The sequence below is a fragment of the Candidatus Pelagibacter sp. HIMB1782 genome, assembly GCF_052047475.1.
In the GTDB taxonomy this organism is placed as follows: Bacteria; Pseudomonadota; Alphaproteobacteria; order Pelagibacterales; family Pelagibacteraceae; genus Pelagibacter.
This window is the reverse complement of sequence record NZ_JBNAKE010000002.1, coordinates 13,470-32,894: the sequence shown is the minus strand read 5'-3', so window position 1 is coordinate 32,894 and position 19,425 is coordinate 13,470. Positions and strand designations below refer to the sequence as shown.

Annotated in this window: 27 protein-coding genes and 1 tRNA gene; 11 read left to right on the top strand and 17 right to left on the bottom strand. The window is 28.2% G+C overall.

What is annotated here, in order from left to right:
- Nucleotide 1: 1 nt before the first annotated feature.
- Genes tolR through ACTTAO_RS04665 form a run of 8 tightly spaced genes read right to left on the bottom strand, consistent with a single transcriptional unit; the run spans nucleotide 2 to nucleotide 4,478 of the window.
- A complete protein-coding gene (tolR, locus tag ACTTAO_RS04700) occupies nucleotides 2-418 on the bottom strand; it encodes a protein TolR (protein ID WP_440691152.1) in 417 nt (138 codons plus the stop codon).
- Entirely contained in the window at nucleotides 419-1,093 is a 675-nt protein-coding gene (gene tolQ, locus ACTTAO_RS04695; RefSeq protein ID WP_440691151.1) for a protein TolQ, read from the bottom strand. It lies immediately after the preceding gene.
- 53 nt (nucleotides 1,094-1,146) lie between these two features.
- Nucleotides 1,147-1,638 (bottom strand): crossover junction endodeoxyribonuclease, encoded by a 492-nt coding sequence (locus tag ACTTAO_RS04690; RefSeq protein ID WP_440618068.1) that lies wholly within the window; start codon nucleotides 1,636-1,638, stop codon nucleotides 1,147-1,149.
- Entirely contained in the window at nucleotides 1,638-2,363 is a 726-nt protein-coding gene (locus ACTTAO_RS04685) for a YebC/PmpR family DNA-binding transcriptional regulator (protein WP_440657097.1), read from the bottom strand. The genes ACTTAO_RS04690 and ACTTAO_RS04685 overlap by 1 nt, the downstream gene beginning before the upstream one ends.
- Before the next feature lie 7 nt (nucleotides 2,364-2,370).
- The gene (locus ACTTAO_RS04680; protein WP_440647369.1) at nucleotides 2,371-3,174 is read right to left on the bottom strand and encodes a TIGR00282 family metallophosphoesterase; all 804 of its coding nucleotides are present in this window, start codon (nucleotides 3,172-3,174) and stop codon (nucleotides 2,371-2,373) included.
- A complete protein-coding gene (locus ACTTAO_RS04675; protein ID WP_440691150.1) occupies nucleotides 3,171-3,716 on the bottom strand; it encodes a 5-formyltetrahydrofolate cyclo-ligase in 546 nt (181 codons plus the stop codon). The genes ACTTAO_RS04680 and ACTTAO_RS04675 overlap by 4 nt, the downstream gene beginning before the upstream one ends.
- Before the next feature lie 4 nt (nucleotides 3,717-3,720).
- Entirely contained in the window at nucleotides 3,721-4,167 is a 447-nt protein-coding gene (locus tag ACTTAO_RS04670; protein WP_440618064.1) for a cell division protein ZapA, read from the bottom strand.
- Entirely contained in the window at nucleotides 4,155-4,478 is a 324-nt protein-coding gene (locus ACTTAO_RS04665) for a 5-formyltetrahydrofolate cyclo-ligase (protein WP_440618063.1), read from the bottom strand. The genes ACTTAO_RS04670 and ACTTAO_RS04665 overlap by 13 nt, the downstream gene beginning before the upstream one ends.
- 53 nt (nucleotides 4,479-4,531) lie before the next feature.
- Here ACTTAO_RS04665 and tkt point away from each other — a divergent pair, with 53 nt between their 5' ends.
- The 11 genes from tkt to ACTTAO_RS04610 all read left to right on the top strand — a co-directional run bounded on the left by tkt (nucleotide 4,532) and on the right by ACTTAO_RS04610 (nucleotide 12,777).
- Nucleotides 4,532-6,490: a transketolase gene (gene tkt, locus ACTTAO_RS04660; protein WP_440691149.1), complete on the top strand. Its 1,959-nt coding sequence runs from the start codon at nucleotides 4,532-4,534 to the stop codon at nucleotides 6,488-6,490.
- 2 nt (nucleotides 6,491-6,492) lie between these two features.
- A complete protein-coding gene (gene gap, locus ACTTAO_RS04655; protein ID WP_440691148.1) occupies nucleotides 6,493-7,500 on the top strand; it encodes a type I glyceraldehyde-3-phosphate dehydrogenase in 1,008 nt (335 codons plus the stop codon).
- The gene (locus tag ACTTAO_RS04650) at nucleotides 7,500-8,675 is read left to right on the top strand and encodes a phosphoglycerate kinase (protein WP_440691147.1); all 1,176 of its coding nucleotides are present in this window, start codon (nucleotides 7,500-7,502) and stop codon (nucleotides 8,673-8,675) included. Before gap ends, ACTTAO_RS04650 begins: the two co-directional genes overlap by 1 nt.
- A gap of 1 nt (nucleotide 8,676) precedes the next feature.
- The gene (locus ACTTAO_RS04645) at nucleotides 8,677-9,687 is read left to right on the top strand and encodes a class I fructose-bisphosphate aldolase (RefSeq protein ID WP_440691146.1); all 1,011 of its coding nucleotides are present in this window, start codon (nucleotides 8,677-8,679) and stop codon (nucleotides 9,685-9,687) included.
- Nucleotides 9,674-10,288: a thiamine phosphate synthase gene (gene thiE / locus ACTTAO_RS04640; RefSeq protein WP_440691144.1), complete on the top strand. Its 615-nt coding sequence runs from the start codon at nucleotides 9,674-9,676 to the stop codon at nucleotides 10,286-10,288. Before ACTTAO_RS04645 ends, thiE begins: the two co-directional genes overlap by 14 nt.
- A complete protein-coding gene (efp, locus tag ACTTAO_RS04635) occupies nucleotides 10,285-10,845 on the top strand; it encodes an elongation factor P (protein WP_440618057.1) in 561 nt (186 codons plus the stop codon). The genes thiE and efp overlap by 4 nt, the downstream gene beginning before the upstream one ends.
- 1 nt (nucleotide 10,846) lies before the next feature.
- Complete coding sequence (locus ACTTAO_RS04630) at nucleotides 10,847-11,587, top strand: inositol monophosphatase family protein (protein ID WP_440691143.1); 741 nt, start codon at nucleotides 10,847-10,849, stop codon at nucleotides 11,585-11,587.
- A gap of 35 nt (nucleotides 11,588-11,622) precedes the next feature.
- Nucleotides 11,623-11,853: a 50S ribosomal protein L31 gene (gene rpmE, locus ACTTAO_RS04625; protein ID WP_075506043.1), complete on the top strand. Its 231-nt coding sequence runs from the start codon at nucleotides 11,623-11,625 to the stop codon at nucleotides 11,851-11,853.
- On the top strand, nucleotides 11,854-12,435 hold the full coding sequence (locus ACTTAO_RS04620; RefSeq protein WP_440691142.1) for a cell cycle transcriptional regulator TrcR: 582 nt from the start codon (nucleotides 11,854-11,856) through the stop codon (nucleotides 12,433-12,435).
- Between the two features lie 64 nt (nucleotides 12,436-12,499).
- Nucleotides 12,500-12,694 (top strand): 30S ribosomal protein S21, encoded by a 195-nt coding sequence (gene rpsU / locus ACTTAO_RS04615; RefSeq protein WP_075484443.1) that lies wholly within the window; start codon nucleotides 12,500-12,502, stop codon nucleotides 12,692-12,694.
- Nucleotides 12,695-12,700: 6 nt separating this feature from the next.
- Nucleotides 12,701-12,777: transfer RNA gene (locus ACTTAO_RS04610), tRNA-Met, on the top strand.
- Between the two features lie 38 nt (nucleotides 12,778-12,815).
- On the opposite strand, the gene ACTTAO_RS04605 is transcribed toward ACTTAO_RS04610, so the two are convergent.
- The 9 genes from ACTTAO_RS04605 to ACTTAO_RS04565 form a co-directional block, all read right to left on the bottom strand.
- Nucleotides 12,816-13,772: a radical SAM protein gene (locus ACTTAO_RS04605; protein ID WP_440691141.1), complete on the bottom strand. Its 957-nt coding sequence runs from the start codon at nucleotides 13,770-13,772 to the stop codon at nucleotides 12,816-12,818.
- Between the two features lie 71 nt (nucleotides 13,773-13,843).
- A complete protein-coding gene (locus ACTTAO_RS04600; RefSeq protein ID WP_440691139.1) occupies nucleotides 13,844-14,545 on the bottom strand; it encodes a glycosyltransferase family 2 protein in 702 nt (233 codons plus the stop codon).
- A gap of 81 nt (nucleotides 14,546-14,626) precedes the next feature.
- Nucleotides 14,627-15,325, bottom strand: a complete 699-nt coding sequence (locus ACTTAO_RS04595) for a transaldolase family protein (RefSeq protein ID WP_440691138.1) — start codon at nucleotides 15,323-15,325, stop codon at nucleotides 14,627-14,629.
- Between the two features lie 6 nt (nucleotides 15,326-15,331).
- A complete protein-coding gene (locus tag ACTTAO_RS04590) occupies nucleotides 15,332-16,726 on the bottom strand; it encodes an NAD(P)(+) transhydrogenase (Re/Si-specific) subunit beta (RefSeq protein ID WP_440691136.1) in 1,395 nt (464 codons plus the stop codon).
- Nucleotides 16,727-16,729: 3 nt separating this feature from the next.
- Nucleotides 16,730-17,038, bottom strand: a complete 309-nt coding sequence (locus ACTTAO_RS04585; RefSeq protein ID WP_440691134.1) for a proton-translocating transhydrogenase family protein — start codon at nucleotides 17,036-17,038, stop codon at nucleotides 16,730-16,732.
- Nucleotides 17,039-17,042: 4 nt separating this feature from the next.
- Nucleotides 17,043-18,131 carry an NAD(P) transhydrogenase subunit alpha gene (locus ACTTAO_RS04580; RefSeq protein WP_440691133.1) on the bottom strand — a complete coding sequence of 363 codons (1,089 nt, stop codon included), beginning with the start codon at nucleotides 18,129-18,131 and terminating at the stop codon, nucleotides 17,043-17,045.
- A 20-nt stretch (nucleotides 18,132-18,151) separates the two neighbouring features.
- The gene (locus ACTTAO_RS04575; protein ID WP_440691131.1) at nucleotides 18,152-18,262 is read right to left on the bottom strand and encodes an aa3-type cytochrome c oxidase subunit IV; all 111 of its coding nucleotides are present in this window, start codon (nucleotides 18,260-18,262) and stop codon (nucleotides 18,152-18,154) included.
- Between the two features lie 4 nt (nucleotides 18,263-18,266).
- The gene (ykgO, locus tag ACTTAO_RS04570; protein WP_440691130.1) at nucleotides 18,267-18,392 is read right to left on the bottom strand and encodes a type B 50S ribosomal protein L36; all 126 of its coding nucleotides are present in this window, start codon (nucleotides 18,390-18,392) and stop codon (nucleotides 18,267-18,269) included.
- A gap of 26 nt (nucleotides 18,393-18,418) precedes the next feature.
- Nucleotides 18,419-19,402 (bottom strand): O-antigen ligase family protein, encoded by a 984-nt coding sequence (locus ACTTAO_RS04565; protein ID WP_440691128.1) that lies wholly within the window; start codon nucleotides 19,400-19,402, stop codon nucleotides 18,419-18,421.
- Between the last annotated feature and the right edge of the window lie 23 nt (nucleotides 19,403-19,425).

Here is a 19,425-nt window from a genome sequence, read left to right as displayed (position 1 = left end):
ACTACCTTTGTTTAAGAGGCTCAGAGATTAAGGCAACCTTTGTAAAACCTGATCCAGATAATAAACCCATTATCTCTAAAACCCTACCATAGTTTATAGTTTTATCGCCCCTAACATAAATTCTTGTATCAGTTCTATTTTTAGAAACTGCTAAAACTTTAGAAATTATATTCTCATATTCAACTTTTGACTCCTGTATAAAAATTTCTCCTTTCGCATTGATAGAAAGTGTCAAAGGTTCTGTTTCCTCAGGCAAAGAATCTGCTGAACTCTCAGGTAGATCAACCTGAACACCTACTGTTAAAAGCGGTGCAGTGACCATGAATATAATTAATAGAACCAACATCACATCAACAAAGGGTGTTACGTTAATCTCACTCATTGGTTCTTTTGATGAGCGATTTAATTTAAAAGCCATTTAAATTATTGTTAAAAATCTTTTTGAAAAATTCTCTAATTTTTCTGAGTATTTTTTTGCATCTGTATTAAATTTATTGTAAGCAACTACAGCAGGTATCGCAGCTAACAGTCCTAATGCAGTAGCAAACAATGCTTCAGCTATACCAGGTGCAACTATTGCAAGACTAGTATTTCTTGAAATAGCAATTGACTGAAAAGAATTCATAATTCCCCAAACTGTTCCAAACAATCCAATAAATGGTGCGGTTGAACCAACAGTTGCTAAAAATGTAAATCCCTTTTCAATCTTTGACATTTCTTTTTCTATTCCACCCTCAAGAAAGGCAGTCATTCTTTCACTCAAATTTGTTTTTGATTTTTTCTTAAGTAAGTTTTCCATAGCATTTTGGAATACCAAAGACATTGGGTCTTCTAAATTATTTGGTAAACTGTTATAAAAATTTTCAGCAGATTTAGAGTTCCAAAATTTTTCTTCAAATTCTTCTGAAGATTTATTTATTTTTTTAAAAAGTCTATATTTTTCTATAATCACCGCCCATGAGTATACTGAGCAAAGTATTAAGCTAATCATTACTGCTTTAACAATTATGTCTGCTTTTAAAAATAAACTTAGAAGTGAAAAATCTGTATTTGTTCCTAAGTCTAATGCATTTGCGGCTATGTCTGCTTCCATAATCACTCATCACACTTAATTGTGTCATGAATTTGACTATATAATTTTAAAGATTAGTCATTTTTGTATGTTTCATGAAAATAACTAGCTATCAGAATTGCATCAGCTTTATTGGAGTCTTTTTTTTTAGATAAATTTGACGAAAAATAAGGAAATATTTCAATAGCTCTTGTCCTGCTAGCATCCTTTTCTGAATTAATTAAATTAAAATATTTTTTCCATTTTGCAGGTCTTACAAAATAAATTGGTAACTGCATTGCACTGCAAATACCTTTTAAAATTCCAAAAGATTGACCAAAATTAAACATACTAGTTACTCCTTGACCTGGCATAGCTGAAACTTGTTCTATAACAACTTTAATATTTTTTTTTTCATATGTTTTTATTCTAAAAGAAATTTCATTATATATTTGAGATCCATTAACTTGCTTTTTATTTTTTTTCCCTTCAGTCATTGTTGGCATCTCAAGCACATCTTTAATTATTCCATCCTCTAAAAAACATATAGATCCTGATATTCCTGGATCAATTCCTATTATTAACATTAAATATTTCCCAAATTTACGTTTGAAAAAACGTTCTGAACATCATCGTCATCTTCTAGATTTTCTAAAAACTCAATCACACTCTCTTTTTCATCATTTTGAATATCAACACTATTGATTGGCACCCACTCAATCTCTGTGGAAATAAAATTTGCAATTGTATTTTCTAAATTTTTTTTAACATTATAAATTTCATTTGAAACACACTGAACTTCATGAAATTCCTGGTGAGAAATACATTCCTCTGCACCAGCTTCTATAGCCAATTCAAAAATTTTGTCTTCTGATATTTCATTTTTATCAATCTTTATTATCCCAAGTTGTTTAAAGTTATGAGATGCTGATCCTTGCGTACCTAAACTTCCACCAGATTTTTGAAAAATGGTTCTCACATTGGAAGCTGTTCTATTTTTATTATCAGTTAAAGTTTCAACAATTACAGCAATTTTATTTGGTCCAAATCCTTCATATCTCAAATTTTCAAAATTTGCACCAGATGCAGCAGAAGATTTATCTATTGCCCTTTCAATATTATCTTTTGGCATATTTGCTGATCTAGCAGCCTGTACTGCTGATCTTAATCTTGGGTTCATTGCAGGATCTTTGTCTCCGAGCTTTGCAGCTACAGTAATTTCTTTAGACAACTTTGAAAAAATTTTTGAACGTTGCTTATCAGCTTTTCCTTTTTTATGTTTAATACCTGCCCAATGAGAATGACCTGCCATATATAAATTAAATATTTTTTAGTTTATCTCCAAATATATAACTATTAATGTTTTTAGCTAAACCAGTATTTATATCACAATCAACAATAACACCAGACAAAGTCCCTTCCCCAACTGCTGGAAAATGTTTGACCGAGTCTTTTTTTAGAAATCTGTTTAAGGAATTTTCCTTGTCCATCCCAATTACAGAGTCATAATCCCCACACATACCAGCGTCTGTCTGGTATCCAGTACCATTGTTTAGTATTCTTGCATCATTAGTTGGAATATGAGTGTGAGTTCCAACAACTAACGTTGCATGACCATCAAAAAAATGACCTATAGCATTTTTTTCACTAGTAATTTCACCATGAAAATCAACTACTAATAAATCGTAGTCATCTTTTAAATTGAATTCACTTAAAAATTTTTTTGAAGTTTCAAAAACATCTTCACACTTTTTCATAAAAACATTGCCCATAAGGTTAAGTACACCGATTCTAATATTTTTATCAGTTTTGAAAATTTGAAATCCTCGGCCCGGTGCAGGTTCAAAAAGGTTTTTAGGACGTAACAATCTCTCTTCTTTTTCTATGTACTTCATGATTTCTTTTTGATCCCATACATGATTACCAGTTGTTATTACGTTAACACCACAGTTATAGAAATCTTTGCAAATTTCCTCCGTCAAACCAACCCCTTGAGCTGCAGCATTTTCACCATTAGCAATAACAAAATCAATTTTTTTTGTTTTAATTTCACTAAGTAAGCTGCTTGTAAGTTTAGAGCACCCCGAAATACCAACAACATCGCCTAAAAATAAAATTCTCAAAATATTAAACCTCTTTCAGTAATTATTAAATCAAGCTTCTTATCATAATTATTAACTGGTACTTCTTTTAATTCTTGAAAAGAAAAGGCAAATCCTACTTTAAATACCTTTTTTTTAATTTCAATTTTTTCAATATAACGATCATAAAAACCACCTCCATAACCTAAACGGTTAAAATGTTTATCAAAAGCTAATAGTGGAACTAGTAATATATCTGGATAAACTTTCTTTTGAGATAATGGTTCAATAATCCCGTATTTGTTTATTTTTAATGGATTATCTTTGGACCATTCATAAAAGTCCATTTGGTTGTTTTTCTTGATGATCGGTAATGAGGTAATTTTTTTATTTTTACTAAATAAATTTAAAACTTCTAAATCATCTATTTCATGATTGCATGGATAATATCCTCCAACAATTTTTGTTTTAAGCTTATTATCGCTTAGAAATTTAATTAATTTTAAAGAATTAATTTTCAAATTTTCTTGAAAATTTTTTTTTCTAAGTGATGTTATCTTTCTTCTTAATTTAGATTTATTCACAAATTTATTGAGATAAATTTTCTTGTTTTGCTTTTTCGACAAAACTTGAAATTTTTTCTGCAGCAGTATCAATTAAATCTTCATATTTTTTTTGATTAGTTTCAATCTCGATTTTCAATTTTTCATGATTTAAATTTAACTCTTTTATTTCATCTTCTTTTTTATCTTTATATTCATAAATTAGAGTTTTTAATTCTTTAAATTTATTTGATAAATCTTTTAATTCTTGTTTCTTTTGTTCAACTTTCTTCTTTGTTTCGTAGTATTCATCCATTATTTTAACTGCTGTAATTAATAAAAGTTTATTCTCTCCTAAATTGCCAAGATCATTTTTTAAATGATTAAATTTTTGATTTATTTGAATTAACAATTCCTCTAGATGTTCCTCTTGTCCATCATCACAAGATAGTAGAAACTCTTTATTATTGAATTTAATACTTACATTTGCCATTTATCAATCTCTTCCAACAAAGTATCTGTTTCTTGATTTAATTCATCAATTTTCTCTGAAAACTCTATTTGTTTTCTTTCTTCCGCCTTTTCTTTACTTCTAAACTCATCTAATCTTTTAGACAAAATTTCGTTCTGATCTATTAGCTCTTTATATTTTTTTTCTAACTCATTTTTTTCAATCTCTAATTGATTTTTTTGCAAGTTAAGATTTTCAATATTATTTTCCAAAACCGGATTAGTTAGATCTAAATTTTTTAATTCCTCTAAAGCTAGATTAAGTTTTTTTTCTTTTTCGTTTATAGAATTCATATATATATACTTATAATATTAAATAGAATCTTCTTAGTCTAGTCAGGATAATTTTGAGTAAAATACATAACGATTTAGCAAATTGTATCAGATTTTTATCTATTGATGCAGTTCAAAAAGCTAATTCTGGTCACCCTGGGATGCCAATGGGCATGGCGGATGTTGCAACGGTACTTTTTAGGCATTTTTTAAAATTCAATCCGCAAAATCCAAATTGGATAAATAGAGATAGATTTGTTTTATCAGCCGGGCATGGTTCAATGCTTCTTTATTCATTGTTATATTTAACTGGTTATAAAAGTATTTCGTTAAATTCGATAAAAAAGTTTAGACAACTAAACTCTATTTGTGCAGGTCATCCAGAATATCATCCAAAAACTGGAATTGAAACAACCACTGGTCCGCTTGGGCAGGGAATAGCAAATGCAGTTGGATTCGCAATAGCTGAAGAAGTACTCAAAAAAAAGTTAGGTAAAAATCTAATTAATCACAAAACTTATGTTCTAGCTGGCGATGGTTGCTTGATGGAAGGTATTAGTCACGAAGCAATGAGTTTAGCTGGTCACTTAAAATTAAAAAATTTGGTGATGCTTTTCGATAATAATAACATTTCAATAGATGGTCCAACAAGTCTTGCTGTATCAGACAATTTTAAAAAAAGATTTGAAAGCTATGGATGGGATTACATATTAATTGATGGTCATAATGAAAATCAAATTTACAGAGCTTTAAAAAGAGTTCAAAATGCAAAAAAACCAACAGTAATTTCTTGTAAAACAAAAATTGGATATGGTTCTCCAAATAAATCTGGTAAATCGTCTTCACATGGTAGCCCTTTAGGATTAGATGAAATTAAATTAGTAAGAAAAGTACTTGAATGGAAATATAAACCTTTTGAAATTCCAAATAAATTATTGAACAAATGGAGAGCTATAGGAAGCAAGGGTCAGTTAAATGAAAAAAAATGGAACAAATTAATTAAAAAACAAAGTAAAAAATTAAATCTAACCAAAAATAATAACTTTAAAAATGTTTTAAATTCAGAAAAGAAACTTGCAATTAAAGAATCTAAAAGCCTAGCAACAAGAAAATGTTCTGAGTTAACTTTAAGTGCATTAACCAATTCAAATAATAATTTAATTGGTGGTTCTGCAGATTTGGCTGGATCTAACAATACAAAAACAAAAAAACATAAAATTATTACACCAGGAAATTTTGATGGAAATTATATTCACTATGGTGTCAGGGAACATGCAATGAGTGGGGTCATGAATGGAATAGCACTCCACAGCAATTTTATTCCTTATGGTGGAACTTTTTTAATTTTTTCTGATTACTGCAAACCATCGATAAGATTGTCAGCTCTAATGCAACAAAGAGTTATTTATGTGATGACACATGATTCAATTGGCTTAGGTGAGGATGGGCCAACACATCAACCAATTGAGCAATTATCTGGTTTAAGATCAATTCCAAACCTAAATGTCTTTAGACCTGCAGATAGAATTGAAACAATTGAATGCTGGGAGCATGCGTTAAAAACTGCAAATACTCCAAGTGTGCTGTCTCTTACAAGACAAAATTTAGATCCAATCAGAAAAAAATATTCCTCAAATAATAAATGTTCACTTGGTGCTTATGAGGTGCTTAGAACAAATAAGAAAATTAAATTAACAATTTTAGCAAGTGGTTCAGAAGTAAATCTTGCAATCGAGGCTAGTCATAAACTTGCTAAAGAAAAAATTTATTCTAAAGTTATTTCAGTACCTTGTATGGAGCTTTTTGATAAACAAAGTAAAACTTATAGAAATAAAATACTAAATGAAACCAAAAATAAAATCTCTATAGAAGCTGGTTCAAGTGATTGTTGGAAAAAGTATGTTGGTGAAAATGGAAAAAATTTTGGAATTAATGAATTTGGTAAAAGTGCACCTTTTAAAGAAATATATAAATATTTTGGGCTAACAAAAGAAAATATAACTAACAAATCAAAAAATTTAATTAAAAATTAATTATGACAATTAAAGTTGGAATTAATGGAATGGGTAGAATTGGTCGAATGGTAGTTCGATCAATTATAGAAAGCCAAGATAAAAAAATAAAAATACAACACATAAACAATAGATCAAATTCTGAGACTACTTGTACATTAATAAAATATGACTCAATTCATGGTAGATTTGATGCTGATTTAGATTTTGATGAAAATCACTTAATAATAAATAATGAAAAAATTACATTTTCACAGGAGTCTAATATTGAAGATATAGACTGGAAAAAATTTGATGTTGATTATGTTTTTGAGTGTACAGGCAAATTTAATTCTAAAGAAAAACTTTTAGCTCATATTAAAAATGGAGCAAAAAAAGTAATAGTATCTGCGCCATGTAAAAACGCAGATAAAACAATTGTATTTGGTGTAAATGAAAAAGATATAACCAGTAAGGACCAAATAATCTCAGCCGCATCATGCACCACAAACTGTTTGGCTCCAGTTGTACATACACTAAATGAAAATTTTGAAATTGAAAAAGGGTTTATGACTACCATTCACGCATTTACTAGTGATCAAAGAATTTTAGATAATTCTCATAAAGACCCAAGAAGAGCAAGATCAGCGAGTCAATCAATTGTCCCAACATCTACTGGTGCATCAAAAGCAATTGGCGAAATAATTCCTAGCTTGAAAGGTAAATTAGAGGGAGTTGCAATGAGAGTACCTACCCCAAATGTTTCACTTGTAGAATTAGTTTTCTGTACAAAAAAAAATATCAACAAAGAAAATATAAATCGATCATTTGAATTAGCATCAAAAAATAATCTTAAAAATGTATTAGAAATCACTCATGAAAAGTTAGTATCAATAGATTTTAATCATAACCCAGCATCTGCGATTGTTGATGGATCCCTTACCAATGTTGTTGGAGACAATATGGGTAAAATTTCAGCCTGGTATGATAATGAATGGGGTTTTTCAAATCGTATGTGTGATATTGCAGAATTTATTCATCAAAATTCTTAATGCAAAGTGTTTCCAAACTAACCAACCTACAAGGTAAAATAGTAATTTTAAGATTGGATTTAAATGTCCCTCTTAACAATGGTGAGATAACTGATACAACTAGAATTGACAAAGTTCTTCTAACAATCGAATTTTTATTAAAGCAAAATTCAAAAATAGTTATCTTATCTCACGTTGGTCGACCTAAAGGAAAAGTAATTAAAGATCTTTCGTTAAAACCAATTCAAAAAGATATAGAAAAAAAATTAAATGAAAAAATAAAACTTATCGAAAAAAATATTTATGAAATAAAAAAAGATATGCTTGATAATTTTAATGAAAAAATTTTATTAATTGAAAATATTAGATTTTATCCAGAAGAGGAAAAAAATGATGCTAATTTTGCAAAACATTTGGCAAATTTAGGTGATATTTATGTAAATGATGCTTTTTCATGTTCTCATAGAGCGCATGCATCTGTTTGTGAAATTTCAAAATTTTTACCGTCCTTTTCAGGATTACAACTAGATTTAGAGATTGGTGCATTAAAAAAAATTACATCTAATATAATTAAACCTGTTACGTGCATAATTGGAGGATCTAAAATTTCTACTAAAATTAATATTATTAAAAATTTAATTCCAAAATTTGATAACATAGTAATTGTGGGTGCAATGGCGAATAACTTAATTGAACACAATGGATACAACATTGGAAAATCTCTTAAGGAAGAAAATGTTAATTCTATAGTTAATGAAATACTTTCATATTCAAAAGAAAAAAATTGTAATATAATTTTTCCAGAAGATGTAATAGTAGCAAATGATTTAAATGGTCAGCCTGAAATTAAAGAATTGAATCAAATTAAATTAGATGAAATGATTTTGGATATAGGTCCAAAAACTGTTGAAAGTATATGTAATATTGTTGAAAATACAAACACCGTATTATGGAACGGTCCTGCTGGTTATTTTGAAAATCCCAATTTTGCTAATGGAAGTGCTGCAATTGCAAAAAAAATAATTGAAAGAAATAAAGAAAATAAAATTTACTCTGTTGTAGGTGGTGGAGATACCGTTTCATTAATTAATTCTTTAAATGCTGCTAAAGAATTTAATTTTGTTTCAACTGCAGGTGGAGCATTTTTGGAATATCTTGAAGGAAAAGAACTTCCTGGTATAAGCGCTTTAAATTGATATGTCAGAACTAAATAAAATAGCTCTTAAAATACTTTCAAATGGCAAAGGAATACTTGCGGCAGATGAAAGTAACGGAACTATGACGAAAAGACTTGAGGCTGTTAATGTTAAATCTACACCAAAAAACAGACTCGCTTTTAGAGAAACTCTTTTTAGTTCAGAAAGTATGAAAGATTGTATCGGTGGTGTGATCTTATACGATGAAACAATAAACCAAATTTCAAGTTTAGGTAAATCAATTCCTGAATTAATCTCTGCTAGTGGAGCAGTCCCAGGAATTAAAGTAGATACAGGTGCAAAAAATTTAGCAAATTCTCCAGAAGAAAAGATTACTGAGGGGCTAGATGGACTTCGAGAAAGATTAAAAAAATACTATGAACTTGGTGCAAGATTTACAAAATGGAGAGGTGTTTATTCAATAACCAATAATTATCCTAGCAAGCTTGCAATTCATTCGAATGCTCATGCACTTGCAAGATACGCTGCATTAGTTCAAGAAAGTGGGATGGTTCCTATAGTAGAACCAGAGGTTTTGATGGATGGTGATCATTCAGCAGATGAGTGTTTGGAAAAAACTTCAGAAGTTATAAAAAAGTGCTTTGAAGAATTAATTTTGCATAAAATTGATTTATCTGGGATTATATTAAAACCAAATATGATTTTAGCTGGCAGTAATTCAAAAAACAAAATCTCTAATGAAGAAGTTTCAAATAAAACACTTGAATGTCTTAAAAGTTCAGTGCCAACGGAAGTCCCTGGAATAGCTTTCTTGTCAGGAGGTCAATCTGAAGTAGAAGCAACAGAAAATCTAAATTTAATTAGTAAAAACAATAGTACAAATTTTATAATGACCTATTCATATGGTCGAGCTTTACAACAAAGTGCACTTAAATTTTGGTCTAAAGACATCGCTAAAACTAACGAAACACAGGATGTGTTTAATCATAGAGCGAGAATGTGTACTTTAGCTGCTCAAGGAAAATGGACAAACGATCTTGAGAATAAATAAAAAAAAATTTATTTATCTTATCTCTCCAAATAAAATAACAAAGAATTTTTACAAGATGCTGAATGAGGTATTGAAATCAAGTAAAATAAGTTTTTTTCAAATGAGATTTAAAAAATACTCATTTGAAAAAAAATTTTTGATAGGAAAAAAGATCAGACAATCATGTAAAAAAAATAATGTAAAATTTATTGTTAATGATGACCCGGTTCTTGCAAAAAAATTAGATGCTGATGGATGTCATTTAGGGCAAAAAGATATGAATATTAAAGAGGCCAAAAAAATAATTGGAAATAAAATTATTGGAATAACATGTCACAACTCAATTAAAATTGCAAAAGAAGCAATTAAAAATAGAGCTAATTACATTGCGTTTGGTGCTTTTTTTCCAACGAAAACAAAAAAAGCTAAATACAGGGCTAATATAAAAACTTTGAATAAAGTAAAAAAATTAACAAATATTCCCATCGTAGCTATTGGTGGAATAACAAATGAAAACTATAAAAAACTTTTATTGAACAATGCAAATTTTTTAGCTATCTCAGGCTACATTTGGAATAATAAAAAATACAAACCTAAAGAAGCTATAGAAAGTTTAATATGAAAATAAATGCAAGTGAAATTAGAGTTGGGATGCTTTTAGAATATAAAAATGATCTTTGGCAAGTTCTAAAAACACAACATGTAAAACCTGGAAAAGGTGGTGCATTTGCACAAGTAGAAATGAAAAGTGTTGGTAAAAATACCAAACTAAATGAAAGATTTAGATCAAGTGAAACTGTAGAAAAAGCATCATTAGATGAAAATAAATACAATTATATGTATGAAGATGATGCTAATTACTTTTTTATGGAACCTAAAACTTTTGAACAAATTGAAATTAAAAAAGAAATCATTGGAGAACAGGGTAAATTATTAACTGAAAATCTTGAAGTATCTGTAAGTTTTTATAATGAAAATCCAATTTCAGTTGAATTACCAAATCAGGTACAATGTAAAATAGAAACTACTGATGCAGCTTTAAAAGGTCAAACTGTATCTTCATCTTATAAACCTGCAACCTTAGATAATGGTTTAAATATTCAAGTTCCACCGTTTATAGAGGCAGGAGACGAAGTAATTGTTGATACTCGAAATTTAGAATACGTAAAAAAGATTTGAAATGATATCGATATCTTCAAATCTTAATTTAATGATAAAAGCTGCTGAAAAAGCATCTAAATCTGTAATCAGAGATTTTGGCGAAGTGGAAAAATTACAAGTTTCTAAAAAGGGACCTTACGATTTTGTTACAAAAACAGATAAAAATGTTGAAAAAATTTTAATTGAAGAATTATCTAAATCAAAAAAAAATTACTCATTCATTACAGAGGAAACTGGCAAGATAAATAATAAGGACAAAGAAAATTTTTGGATTATAGATCCAATAGATGGGACTACTAATTTTCTTCATGGAATTCCGCACTTTGCTATTTGTATTGCTCACATGTCTAACAACAAAATTATAAGTGGATTAATTTTTGATCCAATAAAAGATGAAATGTTTTTTTCTGAAAAAAACAAGGGAGCATATCTAAATAATCAAAGACTAAGAGTGTCAAAAAAAAATTCTATTGAAGATTGTTTATTTTCAAGTAACCATGAAGGTACAAAATTTAGTGATCTAAATATGAGATGTAGTGGATGTGCGGCGCTTGATCTTGCATATGTAGCCTCTGGAAGACTCGATGGTTTTTTTCATAATAAAATTAATATTTGGGATGTGGCGGCTGGTGCTTTAATGGTTGAAGAGGCCGGTGGAATAGTTAACGAAATTAACAAGTTTGATATGAAAAATATTGATATCCGAGCTTCAAGTAGTGCAATTAACGATAAAATGCTTGAAAAATTAGTTAACTTTTAATTGTTTTAAAAAATTCTTTTGCTATAAGTCTCCGCATGAAAAAAAATATTCATCCAAACTATCATACTATCAAAGTAGAAATGACTGACGGTACACAATTTGAAACAAAATCAACTTGGGGTGCTGAAGGTGATTTGCTTAAACTTGAAATTGATCCAAAATCACACGCTGCTTGGACAGGTGGAAAACAGAAATTAATGGATAAAGGTCGAATAAGTAAATTTAATAAAAAATTTCAAAACTTTAAATCAGAAAAGAAAAATTAAATGTCAAATGCACCTCTAATGCCCATGGCTACTGCTGTTTGGTTAGTAGAAAACACTACACTAACATTCAAACAGATTGCAGATTTCTGCAGACTACACGAAGTAGAGATACAAGGTATAGCTGATGGAGAGGTTGCGAAAGGAATTAAAGCTTATAATCCAATTATTTCAGGACAACTTTCAAGAGATGAAATAGAATTATCATCTAAAGATGAAAGTAGACCATTACAAATCAAAAGTATTGATATTGAAATTTCAAATGATGAAAAGAAAATAAAGAAATATATCCCTCTTTCAAAAAGACAAGATAAACCAGATTCTGCTTTGTGGCTTATTAGACAACATAATATTTTAAAAGATTCACAAATAGCTAAATTAGTTGGAATTACAAAAAACTCTGTAACTTCTATAAGAAATAAAAGTTACTGGAATTACAATAATCTTAACCCTAAAGATCCCGTGGCATTAAATTTATTTTCTCAAAAAGACCTGATGGATGCAATTGAAAAAGCTGAAAAAAGAATTAAGAGAGAAAAAAAAGAAAAAGAAAAACAAAATAAAGTTAATTCCACAAGCATATAATGAACAAAACTAATAGACATAAATTAATAAAAGTGTTAACAAACCACTTTTTTTGGAGGTAGTTATTAAAATAGAAGTAAAAGATAATAATGTTGAACAAGCATTAAGAGTATTAAAAAGAAAACTGCAAAGAGACGGTTTCTTCAAAGTTATTAAATTAAAAAATACTTACGAGAAACCTTCTGAAAAGAAAAAAAGAATTCTTCAAGAAAACATTAAAAGAGTTAAAAAGTTAAATAAACTTAAGAATAGAATTTAGAAATATCGCGGGGTGGAGCAGTCTGGTAGCTCGTCAGGCTCATAACCTGAAGGTCGGCGGTTCAAATCCGTCCCCCGCAACCAAATTTCAACTTTCTTTAAATCAAAAAAATAACTTATATTTATTTTACAAAATAGTTATATAGAGATTTAAATGGATGTTGCATAATCGAATGTGGTGAATAACAATTCATCCAACATTTTGGACATTTATTTTTTTTTATATCTTCTATAAATAATTTTGTTTTATCACTATCTAAGATTTGATTGACAGTATTTTTTCTTATATTGCCCAAACTATCCATAAACATACATGGTTTTATTTCTCCACTAGGCATAATATGCAAGGAGGAATTAATAACATCACACGGAATAATATTTTTTTTTCTCTTTTGTTTTAAAAATAAAATAGCTATTTTTAAATGAATTTTTTCTATGATATGTTCCAATTTATTAACAGGGTAATTTTTATATATAAAATTTATAGACTGTAAAATTTTATTATCCTCAAAATCTTTATCTATCCCAAATATTCCATGATTATGGACAAATGTTATTGCCTTTATCAATTTTTTATAATTTAAGTATTGGCTGAATATAAATTGACTATTTTGATCACTAACAGTGATTCCAAAATTACAATTTATTTTTTCCTCTTTAAGTTTTTCGTACAAATCAAAACATTTTTTATAATTTCCTTTTACACCTCTAAGGTTATCATGTGTCGATTCATCACCATCTAAACTAATAGTAACCAAAACGTCTAAACCTTTTTTTTTTGCATACATAGCATAATCTAATGCTCTATTAGGTGCCAATGCATTCGTTGTAAACGCAAGTATTTTTATGTTTTTGCAATTTGCAATCAAACTATCAATCATGTTTTTGTAGTATTTTACTAATGTAACTTCACCACCACTAAGTGATAACCAATACAGGTTGGAATTCAGAGATTTAAAAATATTTTCTACATCTGTAATATTTATTTCATTTTTAGGTTTAATTTTCCAAATATCACAAAAATTACATCTAGAATTACATAAATCGGTAAGATTAATTAATATTTTATAAGGCCTCACCTTAAGATTAAATAACTTTCTTAAACTTATTAAAAAATTTATATAAATTATTTTAAAAATAGTGCTTAGCTTCATGTTTTGTCAAAATATCTATGTTTTATTAAAGCTCTTATTACATCAAATCCATCTTTATAAGTAATTTTTTTTCCTTCTTCTTTAGATCTCGAATAATAAGAAATTGGAACTTCATAAATTTTAAATCCTAACTTAACAACTTTTGTTGAAAATTCTGGACAAAAACTAAAACCATCTTCTACCAAATTTAAACTAGGTATTATTTCTTTTGGAAACACTTTGTAGCAAGTATGAGCATCTGTAATTGACTGATTATTTAAAATATTAAAAAAAAAAGTCAGTGCTTTATTAACTATATAACGAAAATTATGATTAAAGCTTTTTTTTAAGTCAAAAATTTTTTTTTCTAGAAATCTACTGCCATATACTACTATTTTATTTTCTAACTTAAATGGTTCTAGTAATTTTAAATAGTCTGATGGATCGTACTCCAAATCCGCATCTTGGATAATTATAATGTCATTTTTAACAAATTTTAATGCTGTTCTAATTGCATGTCCTTTTCCTTTATTTTGTTGGTTATGTATTATCCTCAAATTATTTAAATTAATATTATTTAATATTTTTAAAGTATTATCTGTTGAACCATCATTAACTATGATGATTTCTTTTTTTATTTCAATCTTGTGAACTTTTTGAATTATTTTATATATATATCTTTCTTCATTATAGACAGGAATGATTACAGAAATATTCATACAATTATTTTCATTTTTACTATACACATGTAATGTGAACTTTTTAAACAATTATATAAAATTAATACTCAAATAATTTCACTAAATCTTAAAATTTGACAATTTGCTATCAGCTAAAAATGCTTTCACTGTCTCTTTTGTTAATTCGCTAAATGATTTTCCAAAATTTTGAATTTTTTCGATTATTGCTGGTGGTATAGTTATAATATGACAACCTAATTGTTTTGCTTGTATATAATTATAAGGTTCTCTAACGCTTGCCCATAATATTTCGACGTTTTTGAATTTTTTTGCTAGATTAATACTTTTTATAAATTCTGGAATCGGATCTTTACCCGCATCCCCTGCTCTACCAGCAAAAATAGAAATAATTACTTTTGTTTCCTTGTTGATTACTTGCAAAATTTTTTTTGTCTGCTTTGCCGTGTAAACAGCTGTAATATTTAATTTTATATTATTTTTATTTAATTCTCTTATTATCTTGCCGGTAAATTTGTTTTTTGAATTTACAACAGGAACTTTTACAAATACATTTTTACCCCAAGAGTTAATTTTTTTACCTTGTTCTATCATTGATTTTTGATCATCAGCAAAAACTTCAAATGAAATTGGTTTCTTTTTGCAATATTTAAGTATTTTCTTAGAATATAATTCATAGTCTTTTGCACCCGCTTTCCTCATCAGGCTAGGGTTTGTTGTGAAACCTTTTACAATTTTAATTTTATTGTATTTTTTAATTAATGTAATATCTGCAATATCACAAAATATTTTTGTATTCATTTAATTTTACAAATTTTTTGTTATATCCTCAGTCATTTTTTTAGCATCTGCAAATAACATCAAAGTATTTTCTTTATAGAATAAATCATTATCTATTCCTGCATATCCAGGGGATAAACTTCTTTTTACAAACAGTACTGACTTACATTTTTCCACATCTAAAACTGGCATTCCAAAAATTGGGCTTTGAGGGTCTGTTTTTGCCACTGGATTAGTAACATCGTTTGCACCAATAACAAATGCAACATCTGCGTTTGCAAAATCATTATTTATTTCCTCTAATTCAAAAACTTCATCATATGGAACATTAGCTTCAGCCAATAAAACATTCATATGACCAGGCATTCTTCCTGCCACAGGATGAATTGCATAAGATACTTTTATGTCATTCTTTTTTAATGTATCTACCATTTCTCTTAAAGCGTGCTGAGCTTGTGCTACTGCCATTCCGTATCCTGGAACTATTATAACTGAAGAAGCATTTTTCATTAAAAAAGCTGCATCGTCTGCATTACCACTTTTTACTGGTCGTTGTTCTTTACTTCGGTCCGCAGATGTTTGATCTGTAGCACCAAAACCACCCAAGATTACATTAAAGAATGATCTATTCATTCCTTTACACATTATATAAGAAAGTATTGCACCAGATGATCCGACCAATGCTCCTGTAATAATTAAAGCAGTATTTTCTAAAGTAAATCCTATGCCTGCTGCAGCCCAACCTGAATAAGAATTTAACATTGAGATTACAACTGGCATATCTGCACCACCTATAGGAATAATAATTAAAAACCCTATTAAAAAAGAAACTGTAATTAATATCCAAAATAAATTTGGTGATTGCGTTGAACAGAGATAAATCGTTAATATTACAATCAATATTAACAATAATGCATTTAATAAGTGCTGTCCTTTAAATGTTATAGGAGCACCAGACATAATTCCTTGTAATTTTAAAAATGCTATAACAGAACCAGAAAAAGTGATTGCACCAACAGCTGCTCCAATCGCCATTTCGATTAAACTTGCTAGCTTAATATTTCCTGGTGTGCCAAGATTAAATGCAACAGGATTAATAAATGCGGATATTGCAACAAAAACTGCTGCTAGCCCAACCAAGCTATGAAAACCAGCGACTAATTCTGGCATTGCAGTCATTGGTATACGATAAGCAATAAATGCACCAATACTTCCACCAATTGCTAAAAATATTAAAACATAAATAAATCCTGATGAAAAATTTCCAACAGAAAGAAATGTAACTGTTACAGCAATAACCATTCCTATTATTCCAAAAAAGTTTCCTTGTCTTGAGGTTTCTGGAGATGATAATCCTCTTAAAGCTAAAATGAATAATACCCCAGATAATAAATATAAAATTGCAGATAAATTTGCTGACATTAATTACTTATCCTTTTTCTTTTTTTTATACATAGCTAACATTCTTTGGGTAACTAAAAATCCACCAAAAATATTAACCGCTGCTAAAATAATTGCCAAAAATCCATAAATACTAGATGATGAAAAAACTACTCCATCACCTGCAGATAATGCTGCGATTATTGCTCCTACAATAATTACAGATGAAATCGCATTAGTAACTGACATCAATGGTGTATGTAAAGAAGGTGTTACACTCCATACAACATAGTAACCAACAAATATTGATAATATAAATATGCTTAATCTAAATATAAAAGGATCTATTTCCATAAAACTATTTAATAAGTGTTTTTTCTATTATTTCATCTTTTAAATTAATATTTAGTTTCTTACTTTCTTTATCATATAAATTAGAGATAAAATTAAACATATTTTTAGCATACAAATTAGAAGCTGATACAGGCAATTTATTTAATATATTTGCCTCCCCTAAAATTTTAACACCATCTTTCTCAACAATTTTATCAACTTGAGTAAAAGCAGTGTTTCCTCCTTGAACTGCCGCTAAATCATAAATAACAGAACCTGGTTGTAAATTTTGAAACATTTCTTCTTTGATAATTTTAGGAGCTTCTCTTCCTGGAATTAAAGCAGTGCAAATTATTATGTCAATTTTTTTTAATGTCTCTGTTAATAATTCTTCTTGTTTCTTTTTAAATTCATTTGAAGCTTCCTTTGCGTAACCGCCTTCTGTTTCTAAATTTTCGGATCCTTCTACATTTAAAAATTTTCCACCTAAACTTTCAACTTGTTCTTTAGATGCCATTCTTACATCAGTCGCAAATACAACAGCACCCATTCTTTTTGCTGTTGCAATGGCTTGTAGTCCCGCAACCCCTGCTCCAACTACTAAAACTTTTGCTGCAGGAATAGTTCCTGCTGCTGTCATCATCATTGGGATTGCTTTTTCATATATTTTGAAGGCCTCCACAACAGCTTTATAACCAGCAAGGTTTGCTTGTGATGATAAAATATCCATTGATTGAGCTCTTGTTATTCTTGGAAGCAACTCTAATGAAAAACAATTTATTTTTTTGGAATTTAAATTCTCTAATTTTTCTCTATTTAAAAAAGCATTTAATGAACCAATTAAAGTTTGATTTTCTTTAAGTAATGATAACTTTTTTTCATCTGGTAGTCCTAATTGGATAACTATCTCAGAATTTTTAATTATTTCATCTTCATTGTCTAAAAAATTAACTCCTAAGTTTTTATAGTCCTCATCACTAAAACCTAAATGTGTTCCATAATTATTTTGTAAAGTTAAATTAAATCCTAAACTAATATATTTTTTTGCAATTTCAGGAGTTATAGCTATTCTCTTCTCAATATTATGGTTTTCTAAAATTGAGGCTAGTTTCATAACAATTATAATTTATAATATTATAAAAGAAATATTGCCATTAATACAAGAACAGATGTCACGGCAACAGTCCCCCACAAAACAAATTTGGTAAAATTATTCCAGGTATTTTTATGGTTTTCGTTATCCATAAAATTATTTCTGTCTTGCTTTAAATTTTGGGTTTGTCTTATTAATAACGTAAACTCTTCCTCTTCTTTTAACTAATTTAGAGTTTAGATCTCTTTTTTTAATTGATTTTAGGGAACTTTTTATTTTCATAAAACGAAATCCTACTATATTAAAATTTATCTTAAATCAATATTTTTAAATCTATAATTTATAGAGTTTTTGTTGGTTTTTAAATCAAATTGCCATAAAATAATACCTATTGGGAAATAATATACAATAGACATCCAGTTATTAAAAAAACTTCCACTTGGAGAAAAAGGCCACAAACTTATAATTAGCGCACTAAATAAACACACTTCGAAATCATTCAAATAATTTTTTTTATTTTTATAAAATTTCGAGATGAAATGCTTTATTGAAACTAAAGAAATCAATATAAAAACTGAGAAAACAAGCATAAAAGAAAAAATTCCACTTTCAGATAATAACTCCATATAAGTGTTGTGAGGATGAGTTTCACATGAATATTCTGATACTGGATACTTGCTACATTCATTTCTAAATTGTCTCGGTCCAACTCCGAAAAATAAATTATCTAAAAACATCCTATAAGCTGCTTTATACATATCATTGTGAGGTTTAGAGAATATATAAACTTGTTCTTTACTGTCTCTAGAAAAATCATAAATTGTTTGGTCAATAATTCTCTTTTTTGCAGTTGGAAAAATATTTAGTAATAAAATTATAAGTAGTAGGGATATGATATATGTCCAAAATCTATAAATTTTGTACTTATCTATCATTAAAATAATATAAATAGCAGATAAATTCATAAAAAATAAAGCTAATCTTTCTCCACTTAAGAATATTAATCCTTCTGATAAAATAAAAATTATACTAATCAAAAATAAAAATTTTTTGTTTTTATTTTTATCCAAAAAAACAAACAAACCAAAAAAAATTGGAAACAGTCTAGATAAATAACTACCTAAAATTAGCTCAGAGCCAAAAAAACTACTAACTCTATATTCTCTATAGAGTTCAATACCTAAAATATTTCTACCAAAAATATATTGGATATAACCGTCAATTATTAGTGATGAAAAACAAATTAAAATTGAATAAAACAAATATTTCAATAAAGAAGAATTTTTATTCAATAAATACCAAAAACAGATAGAAA

Coding starts and splice junctions, on each gene's coding strand:
- tolR (WP_440691152.1), bottom strand. CDS start 418: ATGGCTTTTAAATTAAATCGCTCATCAAAAGAACCAATGAGTGAGATT.
- tolQ (WP_440691151.1), bottom strand. CDS start 1,093: ATGGAAGCAGACATAGCCGCAAATGCATTAGACTTAGGAACAAATACA.
- ACTTAO_RS04690 (WP_440618068.1), bottom strand. CDS start 1,638: ATGTTAATAATAGGAATTGATCCAGGAATATCAGGATCTATATGTTTT.
- ACTTAO_RS04685 (WP_440657097.1), bottom strand. CDS start 2,363: ATGGCAGGTCATTCTCATTGGGCAGGTATTAAACATAAAAAAGGAAAA.
- ACTTAO_RS04670 (WP_440618064.1), bottom strand. CDS start 4,167: ATGGCAAATGTAAGTATTAAATTCAATAATAAAGAGTTTCTACTATCT.
- ACTTAO_RS04665 (WP_440618063.1), bottom strand. CDS start 4,478: ATGAATTCTATAAACGAAAAAGAAAAAAAACTTAATCTAGCTTTAGAG.
- gap (WP_440691148.1), top strand. CDS start 6,493: ATGACAATTAAAGTTGGAATTAATGGAATGGGTAGAATTGGTCGAATG.
- ACTTAO_RS04650 (WP_440691147.1), top strand. CDS start 7,500: ATGCAAAGTGTTTCCAAACTAACCAACCTACAAGGTAAAATAGTAATT.
- ACTTAO_RS04645 (WP_440691146.1), top strand. CDS start 8,677: ATGTCAGAACTAAATAAAATAGCTCTTAAAATACTTTCAAATGGCAAA.
- efp (WP_440618057.1), top strand. CDS start 10,285: ATGAAAATAAATGCAAGTGAAATTAGAGTTGGGATGCTTTTAGAATAT.
- ACTTAO_RS04630 (WP_440691143.1), top strand. CDS start 10,847: ATGATATCGATATCTTCAAATCTTAATTTAATGATAAAAGCTGCTGAA.
- rpmE (WP_075506043.1), top strand. CDS start 11,623: ATGAAAAAAAATATTCATCCAAACTATCATACTATCAAAGTAGAAATG.
- ACTTAO_RS04620 (WP_440691142.1), top strand. CDS start 11,854: ATGTCAAATGCACCTCTAATGCCCATGGCTACTGCTGTTTGGTTAGTA.
- ACTTAO_RS04600 (WP_440691139.1), bottom strand. CDS start 14,545: ATGAATATTTCTGTAATCATTCCTGTCTATAATGAAGAAAGATATATA.
- ACTTAO_RS04595 (WP_440691138.1), bottom strand. CDS start 15,325: ATGAATACAAAAATATTTTGTGATATTGCAGATATTACATTAATTAAA.
- ACTTAO_RS04590 (WP_440691136.1), bottom strand. CDS start 16,726: ATGTCAGCAAATTTATCTGCAATTTTATATTTATTATCTGGGGTATTA.
- ACTTAO_RS04585 (WP_440691134.1), bottom strand. CDS start 17,038: ATGGAAATAGATCCTTTTATATTTAGATTAAGCATATTTATATTATCA.
- ACTTAO_RS04580 (WP_440691133.1), bottom strand. CDS start 18,131: ATGAAACTAGCCTCAATTTTAGAAAACCATAATATTGAGAAGAGAATA.
- ACTTAO_RS04575 (WP_440691131.1), bottom strand. CDS start 18,262: ATGGATAACGAAAACCATAAAAATACCTGGAATAATTTTACCAAATTT.
- ykgO (WP_440691130.1), bottom strand. CDS start 18,392: ATGAAAATAAAAAGTTCCCTAAAATCAATTAAAAAAAGAGATCTAAAC.